Annotated in this window: 23 protein-coding genes; 3 read left to right on the top strand and 20 right to left on the bottom strand. The window is 42.3% G+C overall.

Annotated elements, in window-relative coordinates; genetic code table 11:
• Window positions 1–177 precede the first annotated feature (177 nt).
• The 3 genes from SM123_RS05325 to SM123_RS05315 all read right to left on the bottom strand — a co-directional run bounded on the left by SM123_RS05325 (window position 178) and on the right by SM123_RS05315 (window position 3,461).
• On the bottom strand, window positions 178–822 hold the full coding sequence (locus SM123_RS05325; RefSeq protein WP_320909154.1) for a hypothetical protein: 645 nt from the start codon (window positions 820–822) through the stop codon (window positions 178–180).
• 308 nt (window positions 823–1,130) lie between these two features.
• Entirely contained in the window at window positions 1,131–2,957 is a 1,827-nt protein-coding gene (gene lepA / locus SM123_RS05320; RefSeq protein WP_031577086.1) for a translation elongation factor 4, read from the bottom strand.
• A 66-nt stretch (window positions 2,958–3,023) separates the two neighbouring features.
• Window positions 3,024–3,461, bottom strand: a complete 438-nt coding sequence (locus tag SM123_RS05315; RefSeq protein ID WP_195326822.1) for a GNAT family N-acetyltransferase — start codon at window positions 3,459–3,461, stop codon at window positions 3,024–3,026.
• A 197-nt stretch (window positions 3,462–3,658) separates the two neighbouring features.
• Here SM123_RS05315 and SM123_RS05310 point away from each other — a divergent pair, with 197 nt between their 5' ends.
• Genes SM123_RS05310 through pepT form a run of 3 tightly spaced genes read left to right on the top strand, consistent with a single transcriptional unit; the run spans window position 3,659 to window position 6,455 of the window.
• Window positions 3,659–4,414 (top strand): LexA family transcriptional regulator, encoded by a 756-nt coding sequence (locus SM123_RS05310; RefSeq protein ID WP_031577084.1) that lies wholly within the window; start codon window positions 3,659–3,661, stop codon window positions 4,412–4,414.
• On the top strand, window positions 4,411–5,232 hold the full coding sequence (locus SM123_RS05305) for a Cof-type HAD-IIB family hydrolase (RefSeq protein WP_315376393.1): 822 nt from the start codon (window positions 4,411–4,413) through the stop codon (window positions 5,230–5,232). Before SM123_RS05310 ends, SM123_RS05305 begins: the two co-directional genes overlap by 4 nt.
• A gap of 2 nt (window positions 5,233–5,234) precedes the next feature.
• On the top strand, window positions 5,235–6,455 hold the full coding sequence (gene pepT, locus SM123_RS05300; protein ID WP_320909153.1) for a peptidase T: 1,221 nt from the start codon (window positions 5,235–5,237) through the stop codon (window positions 6,453–6,455).
• A 250-nt stretch (window positions 6,456–6,705) separates the two neighbouring features.
• Here the strand turns inward: pepT and SM123_RS05295 are convergent, their stop codons facing one another.
• The 17 genes from SM123_RS05295 to uvrB form a co-directional block, all read right to left on the bottom strand.
• Window positions 6,706–8,445, bottom strand: a complete 1,740-nt coding sequence (locus SM123_RS05295) for an ATP-binding protein (RefSeq protein WP_320909152.1) — start codon at window positions 8,443–8,445, stop codon at window positions 6,706–6,708.
• Entirely contained in the window at window positions 8,442–9,533 is a 1,092-nt protein-coding gene (locus tag SM123_RS05290; protein ID WP_061590598.1) for a carbamoyl phosphate synthase small subunit, read from the bottom strand. The genes SM123_RS05295 and SM123_RS05290 overlap by 4 nt, the downstream gene beginning before the upstream one ends.
• 124 nt (window positions 9,534–9,657) lie before the next feature.
• Window positions 9,658–10,581 carry an aspartate carbamoyltransferase catalytic subunit gene (locus tag SM123_RS05285; RefSeq protein WP_003007497.1) on the bottom strand — a complete coding sequence of 308 codons (924 nt, stop codon included), beginning with the start codon at window positions 10,579–10,581 and terminating at the stop codon, window positions 9,658–9,660.
• Between the two features lie 46 nt (window positions 10,582–10,627).
• The gene (pyrR, locus tag SM123_RS05280; RefSeq protein WP_003001719.1) at window positions 10,628–11,146 is read right to left on the bottom strand and encodes a bifunctional pyr operon transcriptional regulator/uracil phosphoribosyltransferase PyrR; all 519 of its coding nucleotides are present in this window, start codon (window positions 11,144–11,146) and stop codon (window positions 10,628–10,630) included.
• Between the two features lie 259 nt (window positions 11,147–11,405).
• Window positions 11,406–12,044 (bottom strand): Pr6Pr family membrane protein, encoded by a 639-nt coding sequence (locus tag SM123_RS05275; RefSeq protein ID WP_129824599.1) that lies wholly within the window; start codon window positions 12,042–12,044, stop codon window positions 11,406–11,408.
• 44 nt (window positions 12,045–12,088) lie between these two features.
• Window positions 12,089–12,424 (bottom strand): zinc ribbon domain-containing protein YjdM, encoded by a 336-nt coding sequence (locus SM123_RS05270; RefSeq protein ID WP_009731127.1) that lies wholly within the window; start codon window positions 12,422–12,424, stop codon window positions 12,089–12,091.
• A 128-nt stretch (window positions 12,425–12,552) separates the two neighbouring features.
• Complete coding sequence (locus SM123_RS05265; protein WP_320909151.1) at window positions 12,553–13,305, bottom strand: HAD family hydrolase; 753 nt, start codon at window positions 13,303–13,305, stop codon at window positions 12,553–12,555.
• A complete protein-coding gene (locus SM123_RS05260) occupies window positions 13,280–13,684 on the bottom strand; it encodes a PaaI family thioesterase (RefSeq protein ID WP_003016342.1) in 405 nt (134 codons plus the stop codon). The genes SM123_RS05265 and SM123_RS05260 overlap by 26 nt, the downstream gene beginning before the upstream one ends.
• Window positions 13,685–13,768: 84 nt before the next feature.
• Complete coding sequence (locus tag SM123_RS05255) at window positions 13,769–14,866, bottom strand: hypothetical protein (RefSeq protein ID WP_320909150.1); 1,098 nt, start codon at window positions 14,864–14,866, stop codon at window positions 13,769–13,771.
• Window positions 14,867–14,869: 3 nt separating this feature from the next.
• Window positions 14,870–15,574 (bottom strand): ABC transporter ATP-binding protein, encoded by a 705-nt coding sequence (locus SM123_RS05250; protein ID WP_320909149.1) that lies wholly within the window; start codon window positions 15,572–15,574, stop codon window positions 14,870–14,872.
• 291 nt (window positions 15,575–15,865) lie between these two features.
• Window positions 15,866–16,333 (bottom strand): 8-oxo-dGTP diphosphatase, encoded by a 468-nt coding sequence (locus tag SM123_RS05245; protein ID WP_320909148.1) that lies wholly within the window; start codon window positions 16,331–16,333, stop codon window positions 15,866–15,868.
• A gap of 26 nt (window positions 16,334–16,359) precedes the next feature.
• The gene (locus SM123_RS05240) at window positions 16,360–16,791 is read right to left on the bottom strand and encodes a hypothetical protein (RefSeq protein WP_320909147.1); all 432 of its coding nucleotides are present in this window, start codon (window positions 16,789–16,791) and stop codon (window positions 16,360–16,362) included.
• Window positions 16,788–17,318, bottom strand: coding sequence for a hypothetical protein (locus SM123_RS05235; protein ID WP_320909146.1), 531 nt, complete (start codon window positions 17,316–17,318; stop codon window positions 16,788–16,790). The genes SM123_RS05240 and SM123_RS05235 overlap by 4 nt, the downstream gene beginning before the upstream one ends.
• A gap of 30 nt (window positions 17,319–17,348) precedes the next feature.
• Window positions 17,349–17,972: an NAD(P)H-dependent oxidoreductase gene (locus tag SM123_RS05230; protein ID WP_320909145.1), complete on the bottom strand. Its 624-nt coding sequence runs from the start codon at window positions 17,970–17,972 to the stop codon at window positions 17,349–17,351.
• A 93-nt stretch (window positions 17,973–18,065) separates the two neighbouring features.
• Entirely contained in the window at window positions 18,066–18,563 is a 498-nt protein-coding gene (locus tag SM123_RS05225) for a GNAT family N-acetyltransferase (protein WP_320909144.1), read from the bottom strand.
• The gene (locus SM123_RS05220; protein WP_320909143.1) at window positions 18,529–19,092 is read right to left on the bottom strand and encodes a GNAT family N-acetyltransferase; all 564 of its coding nucleotides are present in this window, start codon (window positions 19,090–19,092) and stop codon (window positions 18,529–18,531) included. The genes SM123_RS05225 and SM123_RS05220 overlap by 35 nt, the downstream gene beginning before the upstream one ends.
• Before the next feature lie 9 nt (window positions 19,093–19,101).
• Window positions 19,102–21,090 carry an excinuclease ABC subunit UvrB gene (gene uvrB / locus SM123_RS05215; protein ID WP_320909142.1) on the bottom strand — a complete coding sequence of 663 codons (1,989 nt, stop codon included), beginning with the start codon at window positions 21,088–21,090 and terminating at the stop codon, window positions 19,102–19,104.
• Window positions 21,091–21,194: the final 104 nt, after the last annotated feature.

Raw genomic sequence — 21,194 nt, 5'->3', positions numbered from 1 at the left:
GGGAGTGGGACAGAACTCCTACTAATTAAGAAGAGTTCGTTTTCCCACCCCCGCACAGTTGATTAGGCTATCTTTGGAGCTTAAAAAGCGAACAAAGATGCCAATCAACCACTGCGTCATACTGTTATTCTTATCAAACATCGAAGGCTGGATAGTTTAAGTCAAACTTCCTCTTCATCAATCGGTCACGGCACCTGTTCCGTCTAGGCTCCATGTGTCTTCGATGTATGGGATAAAGGTTTTCAAGGTTTCTGCATCCCCTTCAAAAGAAATGGTATAAACTTTTTCACCCTTCTGGAAAACCCAAGTAATCAGGTATTGACCAGATTTCATGACAATTTGAAGCTGGTAGGCGTCTAGACCTGCGACTTTAGTCCGCGCTCCCGTCATCTTTCCAACATCCTGGTTATCTTGCCACATTACTGCTAGTTTCTTGGCTAGAAATTCAGCATTAAACTCGATATCTGCAGGAACTTTGGCCTTTTCCCGGGTAAAGCTGTTCAAGGTGACAATATTATAGCCACTGCCATCTGTATATTGGACAGCTTCTGTCCCATCGATATCCGTGAACTTGAACCATTTACTTGGAATATCGATGTATCCATAATCTGCATTTCCAATCCGCTTGGTTTCTTGACTGGGAGTGTTTTTCTTTGTAGAAGCAGTATTCTTTGACGAAGAGCTACTTGTTTGCTTTTCGACTTTACTGCTACTTTCTTTTGTAGAAGAAACTGCTGTGTCCTTTTGAGTAGTGTGACTACAAGCCATGAGTGCGCAGGTAGAAAGAATCGTCAGTGATGTGACCAATAATTTGTGTTTCATGCTCAACCTCCTTGAGAACGTTTTCTTTCTTCTAGTCTACCATGAAAGTGGGTATTTTAAAATAGGATAAGTGTCACATCTGATGGAACCTTTCTCATTCAGTCTATTTCTTTTGAACCTAAAACAAAAGGCTGGGACAAAAGTCCTAGCCTCTCAATTGTTTTTGGATTGTCGAGCAAGACGCAGTGGTTGAGTGGGCTCTACTACGCTGATTTCATCAGCTTTTACAGCCCTACTCAACTGTGCGGAGGTGGGACGACGAAATCGAATTCTAACGAATTACCGATTTCTGTCCCACTCTCTAATTGTTATTCTTCATCCATTGACAAGACAGATAAGAAGGCTTCCTGTGGTACTTCTACAGATCCAATTGCCTTCATCCGTTTCTTACCAGCCTTTTGTTTTTCAAGAAGCTTACGTTTCCGTGAGACGTCCCCACCATAACACTTGGCCAAGACGTTCTTACGAAGGGCCTTGATATCTGTACGGGCCACGATCTTATGACCGATGGCTGCTTGGATAGGCACTTCAAACTGTTGACGAGGGATAATCTTCTTGAGTTTCTCAACGATTAACTTACCACGTTCATAGGCAAAATCCTTGTGAACGATAAAGCTGAGGGCATCGACAGTATCGCCATTAAGAAGGATATCCATTTTAACCAATTTAGAAGGACGGTATTCAGACAACTCATAATCAAAGCTCGCATAGCCACGAGTAGAGGATTTCAATTTATCAAAGAAATCAAAGACAATTTCCGCCAGTGGGATTTGATAGATGACATTTACCCGATTTTCATCGATGTAATCCATGGTCACAAAATCCCCGCGTTTCCGTTGGGCTAATTCCATAACCGCCCCGACAAACTCTTGTGGCACCATGATTTGGGCTTTAACATACGGTTCTTCGATCGAAGCGATCTTGGTTGGATCTGGGAACTCAGAAGGGTTGGAGACATCCAGTGCTTCTCCATCTGTCAAATTAACCTTGTAGATAACAGACGGTGCCGTCATAATCAAGTCAATATTGAACTCACGCTCCAAACGCTCCTGGATAACGTCCATATGAAGGAGCCCCAAGAAACCACAACGGAAACCAAAACCGAGGGCTTGAGAAGTTTCCGGTTCAAATTGAAGACTGGCATCATTCAATTGCAATTTTTCCAAAGCTTCACGAAGATCATTGTATTTGTTAGATTCAATTGGGTAAAGACCAGCAAAAACCATTGGGTTCATTTGCTTGTATCCATGTAGTGGCTCACTTGCCGGATTGGAAGCTAGGGTCACCGTATCCCCGACACGGGTATCCGCAACGGTCTTGATAGAGGCCGCTATATAGCCAACGTCTCCAGTTGCAAGGAAATCGCGTCCAACTGCTTTAGGAGTAAAAATCCCAACCTCGGTGACATCAAATGTCTTACCATTGCTCATGAGTTGGATCTTATCGCCTGGTTTGACCATTCCATTGACCACTCGGACCTGAAGGATTACCCCACGATAGGCATCATATACAGAGTCAAAGATCAAGGCTTGAAGAGGGGCTTCAACATCACCCGTCGGTGCTGGAACTTTCTCAACGATCTGCTCCAAAATCTCTTCAATCCCGATACCAGCCTTGGCAGAAGCTAAGACTGCCTCACTAGCATCCAACCCGATGACATCTTCTACTTCTGTGCGCACCCGTTCTGGATCTGCAGCTGGCAAGTCGATTTTATTGATAACTGGCAGGATTTCCAAATCATTGTCCAAAGCAAGGTAGACATTGGCTAGTGTCTGAGCTTCAATCCCTTGAGCAGCATCTACTACGAGAATGGCACCCTCACAGGCAGCAAGCGACCGCGAAACCTCATAGGTAAAGTCCACGTGTCCTGGTGTGTCAATCAAGTGAAAGATATAGGTTTCCCCATCTTTAGCCGTGTAGTTCAACTCGATGGCATTCAGCTTGATGGTAATCCCACGTTCCCGCTCTAGGTCCATACTGTCTAGGAGTTGGGCTTGCATCTCCCGACTAGACACGGTTTCGGTTTTTTCTAAAATTCGATCGGCCAAGGTTGACTTTCCATGGTCAATATGGGCGATGATCGAGAAGTTCCGAATCTTCTCTTGTCGTTTTTTTAATTCTTCAAAATTTGGCATAATCATCTTCCTAGTAAATTTAATCGTACTCTTCATTATAACAAAAAAGATAGGCCTTTGCCTATCTTAATTCATTATTTTCAAAAATCGCTTCTGTGTTTTATTCCCCTCATATCCAATCCGTTCGTAAAAGACATGAGCTTCTTTTCGATGAGAGGCAGAATTTAAACGGATAAAAGCATAATGCTTGCTTTTGGCAAGTTCTTCAACTCGCTCCATCAATTGGCGACCGATCCCACGTCCTTGAGCAGAAGGGAAAACAGCAAGTCCCAAAACATTTAGACCAGCGTCACTATAGAGACTTTCATAAACTTCCGCTTCCACATAACCAAGAATATGGCCTGTTTGTTCCTCTTCATAAACAAAGCAAAAATGATCCGAATCTGGCGAATTAAATTTATCAATCTGAGCTGCCACTTTTTCAAGGGTCGAATCATACCCCAATGCTTGGTGACATAAATCTCTAATCTGACCTGCATCTTTGACTTGAACGCTACGAATCATAGCTCCACCTCCATGAACTCTTCGGTATAATCTTAGACCTTTTTCCTCAAAAAGTAAAGGGATACCTGATAAAATTCAAAAAAAGAAAATACGATTTAGATCAAATTCATCTTTTTTCGCATTTCTCAGGGATTTCTATTTACTTTTTCGATTTAATTCATTATAATAGTAAGGGTAAATACAAGGAGGTGAGTACGTTGGCCAGAGGTCGTGGAAAAGCAAGTCCTCAAGACAAAGAGGCATTACGGATTATATCGGAAAAGATCAGAGAATTACTGAAAGAACAGGGAAAAAAGCAGATCGAATTATCTCGTATTACTGGAATCCCTGCAAGTACCCTGACTGGATATGTAAAAGGAACTTCTCTTCCCGTTCCCGAAAATTTAGAGAAGATTGCAGCCTTTTTCCAGGTAGCAGTTGCTGAAATTGACCCTCGATTGCGCAATGATTTTGTGGTCATTGATTCAGAGATTGAACGATTATATAAACAGCTCGATGAAGGAAATCAAGAAAATCTTCTTTCTTATGGAAAGAGTCTCTTGACCCATCAAAAAGAAAGACAGAAAATTGAAAAGCAATACCACTCGTATTCTGTCTATGATTCTTTTGCAGCTTACCAAAATCAAAAGCAAGCTGATATCGTCTGGTTTGATCAAAAGATTCCTTACGATTTGGCTTTTTGGATTCATACGGATTCCCTCGAGCCTAAATACGAAAAAGGGGCCGTTGTCTTAATCAAACAAACCTATTACGATCAAGCAGGGGCTATTTATGCCATTGATTTTGATGGGCAGACCTTGATCAAACGGGTATTTCGTGAGGCCAACGGTATTCGACTGGTTTCCCTTAATAAGAAATATAGTGATCAAATCATTCCACTAGATGAGGAACCTGGGGTGATTGGAAAAGTGATTGATGGCTTTGTTCCTCTTGATTTGGAGGAAATCAAATGATTCAATTAATCGCGATTGACTTGGATGGCACCCTCTTGCATGAGGATAAGACTTTATCGACAGGAAATATTGAAGCCCTTCACCGGGCTCATGAAGCCGGCTATGACATTGTGATCTGTACGGGGCGCCCCTTAGCGGGTGTACGGCCCATCTTTGAAGAGATTGGACTCCCTGATGGCAACTACTATATGATTATTAATAACGGGTGTACAACCTTGTCGATTAAGAATTGGGAAATCATTGGCAAGGAAGAATTGAGCCTTGAGGACATGCACCGGTTGCATGTTTTGACAAAAGATACAGACGTCCAGCTAACCTTATTTGATATGGATCACTACCTAGTAGTCGCACCTGAAGCCAGTGAACTTGTTACTATGGATGCGGGCATTGTTAATAGTAAACCGACACTTGTCTCAGAAGAGGATCTGCCCAACCTTGTTCCTATTTTTCAAGCCATGTACGTGGGAGATCCTTCTGCTATTGATGACTTCCAAGATCAGAATGAGGCTGCATTAGAGGCCGATTTTAACACTGTTCGTTCACAGGATATCTTGTTTGAAATCTTGCCAAAAGGCGCGAGCAAGGCTTCTGCTCTTCAAGCATTAAGTCAAACATTAGGTTACAGGAGAGACCAGGTCATGGCTCTTGGAGATGCAAACAATGACCTTGAAATGCTCCGTTTTGCTGGTTACAGCATAGCTATGGGAAATGGCAATGCTGCTGTCAAGGAAATCGCAGACTTCATCACCCTGACCAATGATGAGGATGGCGTGGCCCATGCTATTCACAAATTAATTGAAACTGAAAAAGGAGAATGATCATGAAATACCAAAATTTGTTGGACCGTTTTATTACCTATGTAAAAGTTAACACACGTTCAGATGAAAATTCTACAACCACTCCAAGTACCCAATCACAAGTTGATTTTGCAACAAACGTCTTGATCCCTGAGATGAAACGCATGGGCCTTCAAAACGTCTACTATTTGCCAAACGGCTATGCTATTGGAACACTTCCAGCTAATGATCCAAGCTTTACACGCAAGATTGGATTTATCTCTCACATGGATACCGCTGACTTCAATGCCGAAAATGTCAATCCTCAAATCGTTGAGAATTATGATGGGGGTGTCATTGCCCTTGGTGACTCTGGTTTCACACTCGATCCAGCCAATTTTGCTCATTTGAACAACTACAAGGGACAAACCTTGATCACAACGGATGGTACTACTCTTCTGGGGGCAGACGATAAGTCAGGTATCGCTGAAATCATGACAGCTATTGAATACCTGACAGCTCATCCTGAAATCAAACATGGAGAAATCCGTGTCGGCTTTGGTCCAGATGAAGAAATCGGAGTCGGTGCAGATCAATTTGATGCAGAGGATTTTGATGTAGACTTTGCCTATACTGTTGATGGTGGTCCTCTCGGAGAGCTTCAATACGAAACCTTCTCAGCAGCTGGGGCTGAAATCACCTTCAAAGGACGCAATGTCCACCCAGGTACAGCCAAAGGTCAAATGATCAACGCTCTTCAATTGGCCATTGATTTCCATAACAAACTCCCTGAAGGAGCACGTCCAGAATTAACCGAAGGCTATGAAGGCTTCTACCACTTGATGAACATCGATGGAACTGTCGAGGAAGCAAGTGCTAGCTATATCATTCGGGACTTTGAAACAGAAAGCTTTGAGAAACGCAAAGACCTTATGAAATCTATTGCCGATCAGATGAATGCGGAGCTCGGTAGCGAACGCGTTCTCCTCACCCTCAAAGATCAGTATTACAACATGAAGCAAGTGATTGAAAAAGATATGACACCAATCACCCTTGCTAAGGAAGTCATGGAAGATCTTGGAATCACTCCAATCATTGAACCGATCCGCGGTGGTACAGATGGCTCTAAAATTTCCTTTATGGGGATTCCAACACCTAATATCTTTGCCGGTGGCGAAAACATGCATGGTCGCTTTGAATACGTAAGTCTCCAAACCATGGAACGCGCAGTTGATACCATTATCGGTATTGTGACCAAAAAATAAGAAACAAAAAAGGATTCGGATTATACATCCAAATCCTTTAAATATCATTGAGAATGTACCGAAACTTTCCGCTGTGAGAAAAGTGCTAGAAACACACTTGTTTCTAGCACTCGGGAGTTTTGAGACCTCAGGCTCAAAACTAAGTCATGGAACTTCTTCGAAGTTCGCTGACGTCCGTACTCACCTAAGGAAAGTTTTAAAATATAATTTTATTTTCAATCTAAGGATTCGGATTGATTGTCCGGATCCTTTATTGTAGATTAGAAAGCTTGACAATATCTTTGACTTGATCAATGGTCTGAACCAAATGAAGGCTTGTCTCATTGATCGGAAGATAATAGACTTTATCTGCCAAAGATTCTGTAAAAGGACGATTCGTGAGTAAGATCACCTGTTGTCCTTTTTCTTTCAGCTCTTTCACCAGCTTTCTCACCTTTTGGTAAAAACGCTCATCGCGGATTTCTAGATCATCCACCAAGACACAAGCTGCGTCCAAAGCCAATGATTCATTGGTTCCATTCTGGGTCAGATAATAGGCTGCTCCCGCTTTGACCTCATATAAGCCAGCTGATGGATCAACCGGAAGAAAGGCTGGGCTTGTTGCAACTTTTTCCGCTTTTTCCATTGCTACAAGGTTGGCTAGAACCTGCAAATAGACAGGTGCTAATTTACTCAAATCCAAGAGTTCCTCAAACTCAAAACCACGTTTCAAGGCTTCTAAGATATAGAAGAGCCGGTGGGGCATATGACGAGCAATTTTCTGGATTAATTCATCATCGCTCATTTCCTCAGGAAGGATGGTCAGCAAGTTCTTGTCTTTAATGGTTTCTAGAGCTTGTTGATAAGCTTCATCGATTCTCTTCCCAAATCCATAAACTGCCCCATAAGAGTGAATTTGGGTATTGAGGCGGGCATTTTTAGCAGCATCAGAAAAAATCGGGATCTTAAAGAAGATATAGTCCAAACTCGGTTCGTAAACAGCCTTTAGATCTTTTAATAGGGGATGAGGCAAATGCTCGAGAGACCGCCCTAATTGCAACTGTACTCCTTGCTCAAACAAGGAATAGCCCAAGCCCATAGAGGCCATCGAGATACTATCTGAAGCAAATGGATTAACTTCTAGGATATAAAAAGCATAGCTCGTCGGATCCAAAGCAAACTTGATCGAAATGGCTCCTGTCAGCTTCAAATAGCGACTGATGTGGATCGCTGCTTCACGAAGATTTTGAAACTCCCGGTCAGTCAGGGTAACCGCTGGCATAAATTGATAAGAGTCACTAGAGTGGATCCCGACAGGATCAATGCTTTCAATAGAGGACGCCAGGTAGTGGTTGTCTTCGCGATCCCGCATGACGACAAAATCCAGTTCCTTAAAGCCATAGGTCGAAAATTCTAGCAAACACTGCTGACTTGGAGAGACAGAAAGTCCCGTTTCTACTGCTTCGCACAAGTCATCCAGGTTATGAGCAATCTTTCGCCCCTGCCCTTGCTTACTCGCTACCGGCCAGATCATAATGGGAAATTGAATGCCTTCAGAAAACTCGATGGCTTCGCGAACCGAACCAACCAGTGCGGAAGCGGGTACCTGATAGCCCAACTCTTGAAAGAGGCGTCGTTGATCCGCCTGCTGATAAAAACTACGGTAGCGTTGGAGGCTCGGTCCGATAATCATGATCGATGCGTCTTTGAAAAATCCAGTTTCTTCCAAACGAAACAAGAGGTTCAAAATCTGTTTATCCGCAAAGGTTAGGAGCAAACGAGATCCTGTATAGGAAAGAAGAGTCGTCCTAAGAGCATCCAACTTGAGCTTACTGACTACAACCTGTTCTCCAGCTTCCTGTGTGATAGCATTTTCTTCACCCAGATAAAGGACAAGAGCATTTCCATTCTTGGCATTCAGTTTTTGTGCTTCATTTACCGCAGCCAAGAGGCTAATATCCTGATAAGAATCTCCAAATAGGAGAAGCAATTTCTGGTTTTCTTTCATCATTCCTTCTCCCTTCTACTTTCGTGAATTTTGGCATCAATCAACTCTAAAAATTCATCGTAAAAATAGAGATTTTCCCTTGGCCCTGGACTAGCATCCACTTGGAATTGAACCCCTAAAATCGGTTGGTAACGATGGCGAAAAGCTTCGATACTATGGTCATTGACGTTTTCATGCGTGACCAATAAATCATGGGGTAGGCTATCGCGTGCGATACTATACAAGTGATTTTGACTCGTTATCTCGATTTTTCCTGTCGCAATTTCACGAACAGGAATATTTAATCCGAAGTGTCCAACTTCCATGGGAGCTAGCTCCGCTCCATAAGCTTGAGCCAGTACCTGTGCTCCCAAGCCCATGCCCCAGATCGGAATTTGACCATTGATTTTTTGGATCAAGCGACAGAGTTTTTTCACCTGATGGGGATCTCCAGGCCCACTGGATAAAATAACGCCATCGGGCTGCTGTTCCATCAGTTCATCATAAGAGATATCATAGGGATAGACCGTGACATTACAGTCCCTTTGACTCAGCTGGCGTAAGACAGAGTGCTTGACCCCTAGATCGATCAAGGCAATACTCTTTCCAAAACCTGGTACAGCATAGGCTGTTTTTGTCGAGACTTGACGCACTTGGTCTTTGGGAAGGACTGTCGCTCGCAACTGATCCAAAATATGCTCAATTGAATCCCCCTTGTTAATGACAGTCGCCTTCATCCGTCCATACTTGCGGACAATTTTTGCCACCTGTCTCGTATCAATCCCTACAATACCAGGGATTTTTTTTCGCTTCAAGAATTCATCCAAGGTCATCTGTTGCCGCCAATTGCTCGGCATCTCCACCAGATGTTGAACCACTACTGCCAAACAAGTGGGAGTAATCGATTCAGAATCATCTCGATTGATCCCTGTTGCGCCAATAACTGGAAAGGTAAAGGAGAGGATCTGGCCACTAAAAGCCTGATCCGTGATCAATTCTTGATAGCCTGTCATGGCTGTCGTAAAGACCAATTCACCAGTCACATATAAGTCTGCACCAAAGGCTTCTCCTTCAAATACAGTCCCATCCTCTAGGACCAATAATCGTTTCATCGAACCCCTCCCTTCTTTTTCACTAGTCCAATTTTATCATAGTTCCTCAAAAAAAGGAAAGTCAGATTCCATGTAGCTCTCTACTCTGTCCTCTTTCTTTCCTTTCAATGAATTGTCAGTTATCTTATTTTGCACCGCGACCTTTAAGGACGGCTTCAATAATGGCCATACGGACAAAGACACCGTTAGTCATTTGTTCTACGATACGTGATTTAGGAGCTTCTACCAAGTGGTCCGCAATTTCAACGTCACGGTTGACTGGTGCTGGGTGCATCAAGATCGCAGTATCTTTCATACGGTCATAACGTTCTTGTGTCAAACCGTGAAGACGGTGGTAGTTTTCTTTAGAGAAGAGTGATTCGTAATCATGACGTTCGTGTTGCACACGCAAGAACATCATCACATCCACTTCTTCAATGACTTCATCGATAGTGACGAAGGTTCCATAGTCTTCAAATTCCGCACTTCTCCATTCGTCTGGACCTGCAAAGTAGAGGGTTGCTCCCAAACGTTTCAAGATTTGCATATTTGATTTTGCCACACGTGAGTGATCCAAGTCCCCAGCGATACAAACTTTCAAACCATCAAAGTGACCGAATTCTTGGTAGATAGTCATCAAATCAAGCAAGCTTTGGCTTGGGTGTTGACCTGAACCGTCCCCACCATTGACGATAGATGCAGTGATCGTTGGACTTTCAACCAATTCTTTGTAGTAGTCGACTTCAGGGTGACGGATGACACAGACATCTACTCCAAGAGCTGACATGGTTAAGATGGTATCGTAAAGTGTTTCCCCTTTGTTCACAGAGCTTGTCTTCACATCAAAGTCAAGGAGATCACATCCCAATTTCAACTCTGCCACTTCAAAGGCTTTGTGGGTACGAGTTGAAGGTTCAAAGAAAAGGTTAGAGATGATGTGTTGGTCTTCGTAGGATGCTTTAGCTCCGTTTTTGAACTCAATCCCACGTTTGATCAATGCCATTACTTCTTCATTGGTAAGAGTTTCCATTGAGACAAGGTTTTTAAGAGCGATTTGATTTTCAGACATGTTGATTCTCCTTTTATAATGTGAATGCAAATAATTTACAATTTGTTTAAGCTTCTTTGATGAGGACGCGGTCTTGACCGTCTAGCTCCACCATCTCGACAATGATTTCCTCTGACTTACTTGTCGGGATATTTTTCCCAACAAAGTCTGGACGAATCGGCAACTCCCGATGCCCACGGTCTACTAGAACCGCAAGACTCACTCGAGCAGGACGACCGTGACTGACCAGATTATCAATGGCAGCGCGTATCGTGCGACCTGTATAGAGAACATCATCGATCAAGATAACTTCTCTATGAGCGATATCAACTGGTAAGACCGTTGTATCTTCTGTCGCCTTCATATCATCTCGGAAAGGCTTGGTATCTAGTTCTGCTACAGGGACATCGATTTGTTCCAGCTGAGAGAGGCGTTCTTGGATCCGGCGAGCGATGTAAACACCACGCGTCTTGATCCCCACCAGCACAATCTGGCTCAAATCTTTGTTTCGTTCAATGATTTCGTAGGTGATACGGGTAATGGCCCGTTTCATCGTCAAATCATCAACGACTTCTTTGGTTTTCATTCAGTCCTCCTTAGTTGTAAAAGAAAAACCTCCTTTTTCAAGGAGGTTCAGCAAATGAATGGTCTAAGAGGATAGAGTCTCGCTCTATGGTCCTAGCCATTGTTTTTCACAGTCTCCTTGCCTGCCTCACGGGACAGGATTAAAGGATTTATTTAATTGAGATAACTATATCACAGTTTCAAACGACATGCAAGAAAAAACTCAACATTTTTCAAAAAAATTTAAAAATATTTCTTTTCATCCGAATAACGTTCGGCTTTTACTCAGAAACAGCCGATTTTCGCTTGATATTTTTGATCCCATAGAGCACATAGCCAGCTAAGAGGTAGGCGATAAAAATGATCACCACCCATTTGCCAACAAAGGCCCAGCCGTATTTATTCACATTGATAAAGAAATAGGCAAAGGGACTATCTTTTGCACCTGGAATTGGCCACTTCAAGACCAATCCATTGAGAAGGGCAAAGAGCATGTAAGCCAGGGGAATCGAGGTCCAAAGGAAGGGATCGAGCTTACGGTATTGCTTGGCTTTATCAATCACTAGAGTATCAAAGAAGAACATCAAAGGAACGATGTAATGACAGAGGAAGTTTTCCAAACGATAAAACTTCTCTGGTGTCGCAATAGGCGCCAACATAAAGTGGTAGATGACACAGGTAATCATAATGGACATGGTAACTGCGCCTTTCATACGAAGGTAGCCCTGAGTCTGGGTCGAACGACCTCGAACCATGCGCCAAACCATATCTCCCATGAAGAACATGACCAACATGTTGGATAAAATGGTGTAATAGAGCATCATGCCAAAGCCACCATGCTTGGTCAGTTGCAGATAAACTCCGAGCACACTTAAGATAAACAATAGAAAACGATAGCTAAATAATAGTTTGAATTTCATAGCATTCTCCTGAAAGAAAAGGGGCTAGGCCCTTCCTCTTATCTTTAGATTTTCTTCACAAATTCTGATTTGAGTTTCATTGCGCCAAAGCCATCAATTTTACAATCGATGTTGTGGTCTCCTTCCACGATACGGATGTTTTTCACACGCGTACCTTGTTTCAAATCTTTCGGTGCACCCTTGACTTTCAAATCTTTGATCAAGGTCACTGTATCGCCATCAGCCAATTTATTTCCATTCGCGTCGATGGCTACAACACCTTCTTCTTCTACGACCTCAGCTGGGTTCCATTCATACGCACACTCTGGGCACACCAAGAGCGCTCCATCTTCATAGACGTATTCAGAGTTACATTTTGGACAGTTTGGTAAGTTATTCATTTTTATCTCCTTATTCAAATTAACTTTCATAGTATACCATGAAAGCGAAAATTTGACAAATCCTGCTCGACTGTAGCATTTTCAAGAAAAATGGAGGCGACTTGGCCTCCCTACATAGATGATATTTTTCAATCTTCCTGTAATTCTCGAATATCTTGAATCACGCGCACACCTGCTTGATTCTTCTCTCGAAGTTCAACATCAGAATATGGGAAGGTATTGATCAAGATACTCTCCATCCCGATACTTTGGGCCACGGCGACATCTGTCGTAAAGTCATTCCCCACCATGACCGTTTTCTCAGGGTTCAACTGGTGTTCTTTCATCACTTCCAAGAGAAACTCTGGCTGAGGTTTGCGAATACCTGCATCAGATGACAAGTAAATGGCATGGAAAAGTTCTCTCAAACCAACCAAATCAATCTCCGGATTGGTAAAATCCGCTTGGGCATTGGATAAGAGAAAGATCCGGCAACCTGCAGCTTTCATATCCTCTAATACTTCTTTCGTGTGAGGATAAAGCTCCAACCGTTTGCGAGAAAGGACACGGAAAGTCCGCGCAATCAAACGTCCCCACTCTTTGAGGTGGACAACACTATTCCCGCTTGGATGGCCTTCTAAATACAATTGCACAAAGATAACTGTAAGATCAATCTCTGGGTAGGCAACTTGTTTTTCCTTAGCCAAGTCTTCTTCGGCTTGTTGCACCAACTCTCTATAACGCAGTCGCAAGCCTTCTCCTGTGTAGCTTGCCCCGTAGGATTGGTAGATCTGAGCCATGGTATCCCATAAAAGGGAACTCGACTCATCCGTTTCGATGTCGACCAAGGTTCCATAAAAATCAAAAATATAGTTTTTAAATGCGTACTTGTGCGGATTCATCTCTCACTCCCGTAACAAACATCGTAAAGGTTGCCTTGCAGACATTGGCTCCGTCTTGATTGGTAATATCGACATCCACAACTCGAGTCGTCCGTCCACTGTGGACACATTCACCATGGATCGTGAGGACATCACCTAGACGCCCTGCTTTCAAGTAATTGATTGAGGATTGCAAGGTTACCCCATCGACCCCTTGAGAAACCACGACCAACCCACTGACTTGGTCACACAGGGTAAAGAGATAGCCTCCGTGCGCATTTCCATAATAATTGAGCGATGATTCCACGACCTTGGTTGTCACCACCACATGGCCATCTCTCATCTTTTCGATTTCATAATTTTCAAATGCAGCAATTGCATCAAAGTGAAAATCTTTCATATTACTTGCCACCTTTTCTAGCATCTTTTCAACTCCTCTATCATACTACAATTAAGGTATAGATACAAGCGAAGGAGCAATTCCTTAGAAACAGAAAAGGAGACTCCAACTAAGTAAGAAGACGATACTAGGAACAATGTATTTTCGTGGGTGCTTCCAACATTCCCTCTTTAAATTCCATTTTCTTAAAGGGAAATAGATTTCAATAAGTAAGTGCAAAACAGCTTCCACTACTGCTAGAATCATGACTCCTAGTAAAAATAGAATCCCCAAGTCAGGCAGGACCACCATTTTTAATAGTAGAGCAACAAATAGATTCACAGCTAAGAAATAAGTCAGCAATACACGGTAATACATCAAGTAAAAGAAGCGACTCTTAGGAAGGGACTTAACATGATCAATCAAATCTTTATCCGCGGAAATGAGGGTGGTTAATGGCGTATTGACAGAAGCCATCGTTAAAAGAATGATGATTTTTAAAGGAGCATCATAATCCTGTATCAGAATGAGAAGGAGGAAGATGAGGGTAAAGACAAAATTGATGGAAAAATAGCGCTCTTGAAACAAGGAAATCCAAAAATAATTTCCACTTCTTCTCTTTGCGACGAGCAACTGATCATTTTTTGAAATCGCGACCAGGTCCTCATTTTTAAAAATTAAGACAGCAAGGAGGGCTGACAGTAAGATCATATAGGACACTTGTTGGACCCATAAAGAAGATACTGTAAGAACAGTCGTTACAAAAATGAGCACCCCTCCTAGAAAACTGGGCCGTGTATTGAACTGGATAAAGACATAAAACACACTCAATACCACCAGTAAAGATAGGAGGACAAGCTTAAAGGATTGTGGCAGGTCTAACTTGACTCCCAAAAAGAGGATCAATAACAGCACGCGCTCCAGCAAATTAAGAAGAAAGGTTACTGTCAGAAAAGAACCTTTGAAACGATTGAGAGACAACGGAAGCTGGTAATAGGCCTGGACCCTGTCCATCGAAAAGTAGGAATACAACAATTGAAAGGTTGATAGAGCAGTGACAATAGCCGTACTGATCAAGAAAACTTGAAAGCTCGTAGAAAATTTGGCCCCAACAAGATGGTAATAAAGAGCAAAGGCTAAGGAAGTCAAGAACAAGAAGAGCCGATTTTTGGATACCAAATCTCTAAAAATTGCTAGTAGCATGCTCTACCCCCTTTGACGATTGACGTCATGAAACCAATCTTCTAAATTCGATTCGATCGCGTCTAGGTGACCATCTTCAATAGTATAAGCTGTATCACAGACTCGAACGATACTCTCTGCTATATGCGAACTCATCAGAATAGCGCCTTCTTCTTTATACTGCAATAGTAAACCATATAGAAATTCTGTCGCATCAAAATCAAGGCCATCAAATGGTTCGTCCAAAATAAGGAGGGAAGGTTTGAGATAAAAAGCTGTGATCAGGAAGACTTTCTTCTTATTTCCCGTTGACAAACTACCGATATCGGTATTGAGAAATTCTTCAAAATGAAAGCCTGAGATCAGGTCCTGCAATAACGTTTCATCCCTCTTTCGATGATACAAACGACAGACAAAATTAAAATAATGAACAAAATCCCAGTTTAAAAAACTATTGTTTTCAGTAAAAACTGTATAAGTACGGCTCTTATAGAAATTCGTATGAAAAGAGGTCGCCTTGTCTTCTATAGTAACAGTCTCAACTGCATACTGCCGATGATCAAAGACACTACTTAAGGCTTTTAGCAAGGTTGTCTTCCCTGCTCCATTTCGACCAATCAACCCTACTACAGAATGATTGGGTACAAGCACATTCGTGTCTTTAATAACGGGCTTGTCTTTTTTATACCAAACATTTAGCCCCTTGATGTTTAAACACTCACTCTTCATCGATGCACTCCTTTATAAAGGTAAGAAGCCCCAACTAAAAGCAACAGCAAAGCGTATAACCATTCCTTTTGAAAGGCAAAGACTAAGGCACCGATCAAGAAGCAAATTCCTATAAGGATTCTAAATTGTAATTTCATATCTTGCCTTCTTTCCATTCACAGTATAAAAGATTACAATTGTATTTTATGCTTATACTATAGTACTTTTTCTGAGCAGATTCAAGCACGAATGGAATATTCTTTCTTCTTTCACCTTACAAGCAAAAAAAGCTAGATACCTCTAGCCCTTTCCTTAAAATCTTAATTTTTCCCAATCATCGTCTGTCCGTTTGCGATAATAGAACTCTGACAAGTCCGGGTCTTCCATCACTTCCAGCAGAGGAAGCATATCGTAGGACAAGTCCAACTTTTCTAATTGATCCTTCTCAACCCAATAAACTTCTCCTTCTTCAGACGATCTTAGCTGGCCTGTAAATTCTGTCGCTTTGTAGCAAAAGACGATGTAGCGGCCGCCCTCATCTTGTGGCCAGTCTTTGACTGCGACCAGTTTTGGATCTGCAATTGTCAGTCCTGTCTCTTCGTAAACTTCACGAATGACGGATTCTGCAAGACTTTCTCCTTCTTCTATATGGCCACCTGGAAAAGCATAGCCAGCCCAGTGAGTCTTTTCAGGTGAGCGGTATTGGAGGACTACTTTCCCATTTTCAAGATCTTCGACCATGCAAAGATTGCACAGTGTAGTAGGCGTTGTACGTGACATATATTTCCTTTCTATGATGTAATACATCAATCAAAATAAACTTTTTTCTTTACTTCTTTCTTCATCGCAAAGGGATTTACCAGCTCATGGTATTCATCAAAAATATCCAAAAGAAAGCCTCTCTCAAAGATAATGGTCTCCTCTTTTAACGAATATTCCGAGTGAATCGTAACCGGACCCTGGCCATCAAAGGTAAAAATCAACTCAATGAAAAATACCAGAATCACCATATCAAAGAGACTCAAAAGAACACTAACAAGATTCTTCCAATTTGGAGCATGATTTCGATAGAAGTGATACCAGATGTGACTAAAAGCCGTCACTGCTCCAAGATACAGCCAGGGATTCCAAAGAAGTGGAGTAAATGCGTAGCCAAACAATCCTAATAGGAAGTTGGCAAACATGAAAGTCAGTAAAAGAATATAAATAATTTGAAATACTTTTATGAGTTTAATCATTCCTGCTTTCTCTTCTTTTTCCTCAATTTTATTATGAATAAGGTCAAGGCCGCTAGAATAAAGAAGATCGCATAGGTCACGATAGGAAACCAGATGTATTTCAGATTCAAGGTGTAAAGTGCTGGAATATAATCTCCCATACGTCGTCCTTTGATCCCAAACCCAATATGCACAACAGACGTAATTGCATTCACGTACAAAAAGACGGTTGCGAAAAATTCAATGGAAGCTCGGTCTTCTTTCTGCACTCGAAAGACATTAAAATACAATCCATTTAGCAATAAATATAGATTCATAAATAAGGGAAATAGATAATTAAAATCACGGTAAGTCCTTGGGATTAGATGATTGTCAAAAAGAAAGACACCTAGGGCCGCTCCCATTGCTAAAAACATGATAAAATCCAAAAGCATACCAATACCTGAATGCTTTTCAAGCCACAGGTTTAAGCGATCTAACCAGCTTCTTTTACTCTTTATTCTATTTTCATGGTTGACCTTCTTTACAGTATTTTTCTTCTGCTTCATTACCCTCATTTCCTAACGTTAAGGATTTACTCAGAGTTTTTTCACTTCTGCTGCGACCTTTTTGAGATGCAGTTCCCGCATGCTAGCGGTATTCACATCGCGGCCGACTTCTCCTAAGATGCAGACGCGCTTGGTTTTAATCCCACAGTGGTTCAAGACGGCATTCTTCAAAACAGAGATGCCATAACTATCCGGAATGTTGAGAGGGCCTGAAAAGATCTTGTACCACCAAGTAGGCGCCATGGAGGTCGCATAGATACTAGCTGTTTTGCCTTTAAGCAACTTCTTAAATTGCTTACCTCTGAGGTAATTCCAGATAAAGTTTCCTTGGTCATTGGCCGAGTAAGCAATCCCCGGTGTAAAGACCCGATCGATCCAGCCCTTCATAAGGCTAGGCATACTACTCCACCAGATGGGATAGACAAAGATCAGGTGATCCGCCCACTGGATCCATTCTTGAGAACGAAGGATAAAGGAATCTTCCTCCATCCGCTTTCGGTAGCCATAGCGAAGAACCGGATCAAAGTCCTCTTCATTGAGATTAATCACTTTAAGCTCGTGGCGATTTGAGTCAATTGTTTCGACAATGGTTTTAAAAATTGCCTGACAGTAACTTTCCTTATCCGGATGCCCATTGATGACTAGAATCTTCATTCGTCTTCTCCTTCATCTCTTTGGTTCATTCTATCTCTTTTATATTTTTACTTGATTAATTAATAATGGTTCAAAGATTGATAGATAGGTCCTTTAGGAATTTTTATTTGAAGAACATATCATCCGCAATTCCTTAACAGGTTTTCCAAGTTTAAGTATTTGTTCTTGGCCATCAAAAGTAAAACCCATTTTTTGATAGAAAGCAATGGCTCGCTTATTATCTTTCAATACCCATAAATAAATTTCAGAGAATTGATCAAGAGCAACAAATGCAGCATGCATTAACTTTTTACTCACACCTTTTCCATAGTAATCTTTTAAAACATATAAGGCAATGATTTCACCAGCTTGAATGGTCTCATCACGGTAATTTCCATAGCTGATAAATCCAACAACCTTCTTTCCATCCATCGCAATCAAGGTATTTTCTGGATATTTTTGAATAAAGAATCGACATTTTTCTAATGTCATCGTCTCCTGAAAATCCGCGGGTAAAAGGTCATCATAAGCCTCTCTCCACGTTTGCCAATGAACGAGGGACTTGCCTTCTATCTCTTCAGGAGTTTCCATCTGTTTGACAGTGATGACCATTTGCTTCCTCCCATTCTTCTCTCAAAATGCCGTATTTAATACTATCATAATAAACACCTTGATAATAACGAACTTTTGGAATATGAGCTTCTTTTTTCATTCTTAATTTTTCAGCCAATTTCATCATACCAAAATTTCCTGACCAAGTTGTTAAACCAAGATGCTCCAACTCCAAGTAATCCTGAAATGTCCGATCTATCCACTGTAGCATAGCAGCTTTTCCAATTCCAGAGTTCCAAAATTTGTTATCATAAATACAAATTCCCAATTCCATCCATCTTGTTTCTTTACATACCCAGTAGCGCGAAACAGTCCCAACTAGTTTATCATCAACAAAAATACCAAGGCGATTTGAGTTGTTTAGAGTGGATTCTAATTTTTGTAGTTTAAATTCTTGAAAATTAGGAAAATACTGATAATCGTCATAATAGGGAGCGTCATACTGCTTCCAAATTGGATTAGATTGTGAATAAGCAATTTCCCACAAAGGCACCAAATCTTCTTCTATTAGTTTTCTTAAATCGATCATATTTATCCCTCAATCCAAGGCCTTGACTTCCAACATCATATCGCGGATCTGTGCTGCCAGTTCGAAATCAAGCACTTCCACGGCTTCTTGCATTTGACCTTGCAGTTTCTTGACCAGTTCCTTACGCTCTTGGCGGTTGAGACTGGTGATATCCACTTCCTTGTCCTCTTCTTTGGCCACCGCCTTGGTAACAGAGATGAGATCACGGATTTCCTTTTTGATGGTTTGTGGCACAATGCCATGCTCTTCATTATAGGCCATCTGGATCTGACGACGCCGGGCTGTTTCATCAATCGCACGTTGCATAGACTGGGTCATGGTGTCCGCATACATGATGACATGACCTTCGCTATTACGGGCTGCACGACCGATAGTCTGGATGAGTCCGCGTTCATTGCGGAGAAAACCTTCCTTGTCCGCATCGAGAATGGCCACCAGACTAACTTCTGGTACGTCAATCCCTTCCCGAAGGAGGTTGATTCCGACCAAGACATCAAAGACGCCCAAACGCAAATCACGAATAATCTCCGTCCGCTCCAAGGTCTTAATATCCGAGTGCATGTATTTGACCTTGACACCCATTTCCTTAAAGTAATCCGTCAAATCTTCTGCCATCTTCTTAGTCAAGGTCGTAACAAAGGTCCGCTCTCCACGTTCCACACGCGCATTGATCTCACCCAGGAGATCATCCATTTGCCCCATAGTCGGGCGTACTTCCACCTCAGGATCCAGAAGACCTGTCGGACGAATGATTTGCTCGATGATAGTGTCCGTTTGTTCCATCTCATAGTCACCTGGTGTCGCAGAGACATAGACAATCTGGTGGACGTGGCTTTCAAACTCTTCACGACGCAGAGGCCGGTTATCCAAAGCAGATGGCAAACGGAAGCCATAGTTGACCAACATCTCCTTGCGCGAGCGGTCTCCGTTGTACATGCCCTTGATTTGCCCCATGGTCATGTGGCTTTCGTCAATCATAATAAGAAAATCTTCTGGGAAGAAGTCAAGAAGGGTATAAGGTGGCTCACCTTCACTCCGTCCGTCCATATGACGGGAGTAGTTTTCCACCCCATTGGTGTAGCCCATCTCTCGCAACATTTCAATGTCGTACTCGGTCCGTTGCTTCAGGCGTTGGGCTTCCAAGAGCTTGCCTTCTTTTTCAAAGACCTTTAACTGCTCTTCCAGTTCAGCCTGAATCTTGGCAATGGCCACTTCCATATGGTCGTCATTGGTCACAAAGTGAGTGGCTGGAAAAATCGCCAAATGGTCCACTTCACCGAGAACTTGACCAGTTAGAGCTTCAACTTCACGGATACGGTCAATCTCGTCTCCGAAAAACTCTACTCGAAAGGCATGCTCATCACGAGAGGCTGGGAAAATCTCCACCACATCCCCACGGACACGGAATTTTCCCCGTTGAAAGTCGATGTCATTGCGCTCAAACTGTATGTCCACCAAGTCGTTCAGCAGTTTATCACGAGAAATTTCGAGACCTGGACGCAAGCTCACTACGCTGTCAGCATATTCCTTAGGCGAACCCAAACCATAGATACAAGAAACAGACGCAACGACAATGACGTCATTTCGTTCTAAAAGAGCTGAGGTTGCTGAGTGACGAAGCTTGTCAATCTCATCATTGACCGAACTATCCTTTTCGATATAGGTATCGCTTGATGGCACATAGGCTTCAGGCTGGTAGTAATCGTAGTAAGATACGAAGTACTCGACCGCATTTTCAGGGAAAAATTCCTTGAACTCCCCATAGAGCTGGCCCGCTAGCGTTTTATTGTGGGCGATGACCAAGGTCGGCTTATTGACCTGGGCAATGACCTGACTCATAGTGTAGGTCTTCCCCGTACCAGTCGCTCCCATCAGGATTTGCGCCTTCTCACCACCCTCGATGTTATCTACCAACTGCTCGATGGCCTGCGGTTGATCCCCAGACGGTTGGTATTTGGATACTAGTTTAAATTTGTTATCTGTAATTCGATTAATCATCTCTTTGTCCTCACATATATAGACCTTATTTTACCATAAATCACCAGAATTCTCTGTGATGAGGAATGAAGAGAGAAGACAACAGGTTACAGAACGATCCATTA

This window comes from Streptococcus sp. S5, from assembly GCF_034134805.1.
Classification (GTDB): domain Bacteria; phylum Bacillota; class Bacilli; order Lactobacillales; family Streptococcaceae; genus Streptococcus; species Streptococcus lingualis.
The sequence above is the reverse complement of the archived record's forward strand: the minus strand, read 5'-3'. Positions and strand labels throughout refer to the sequence as shown.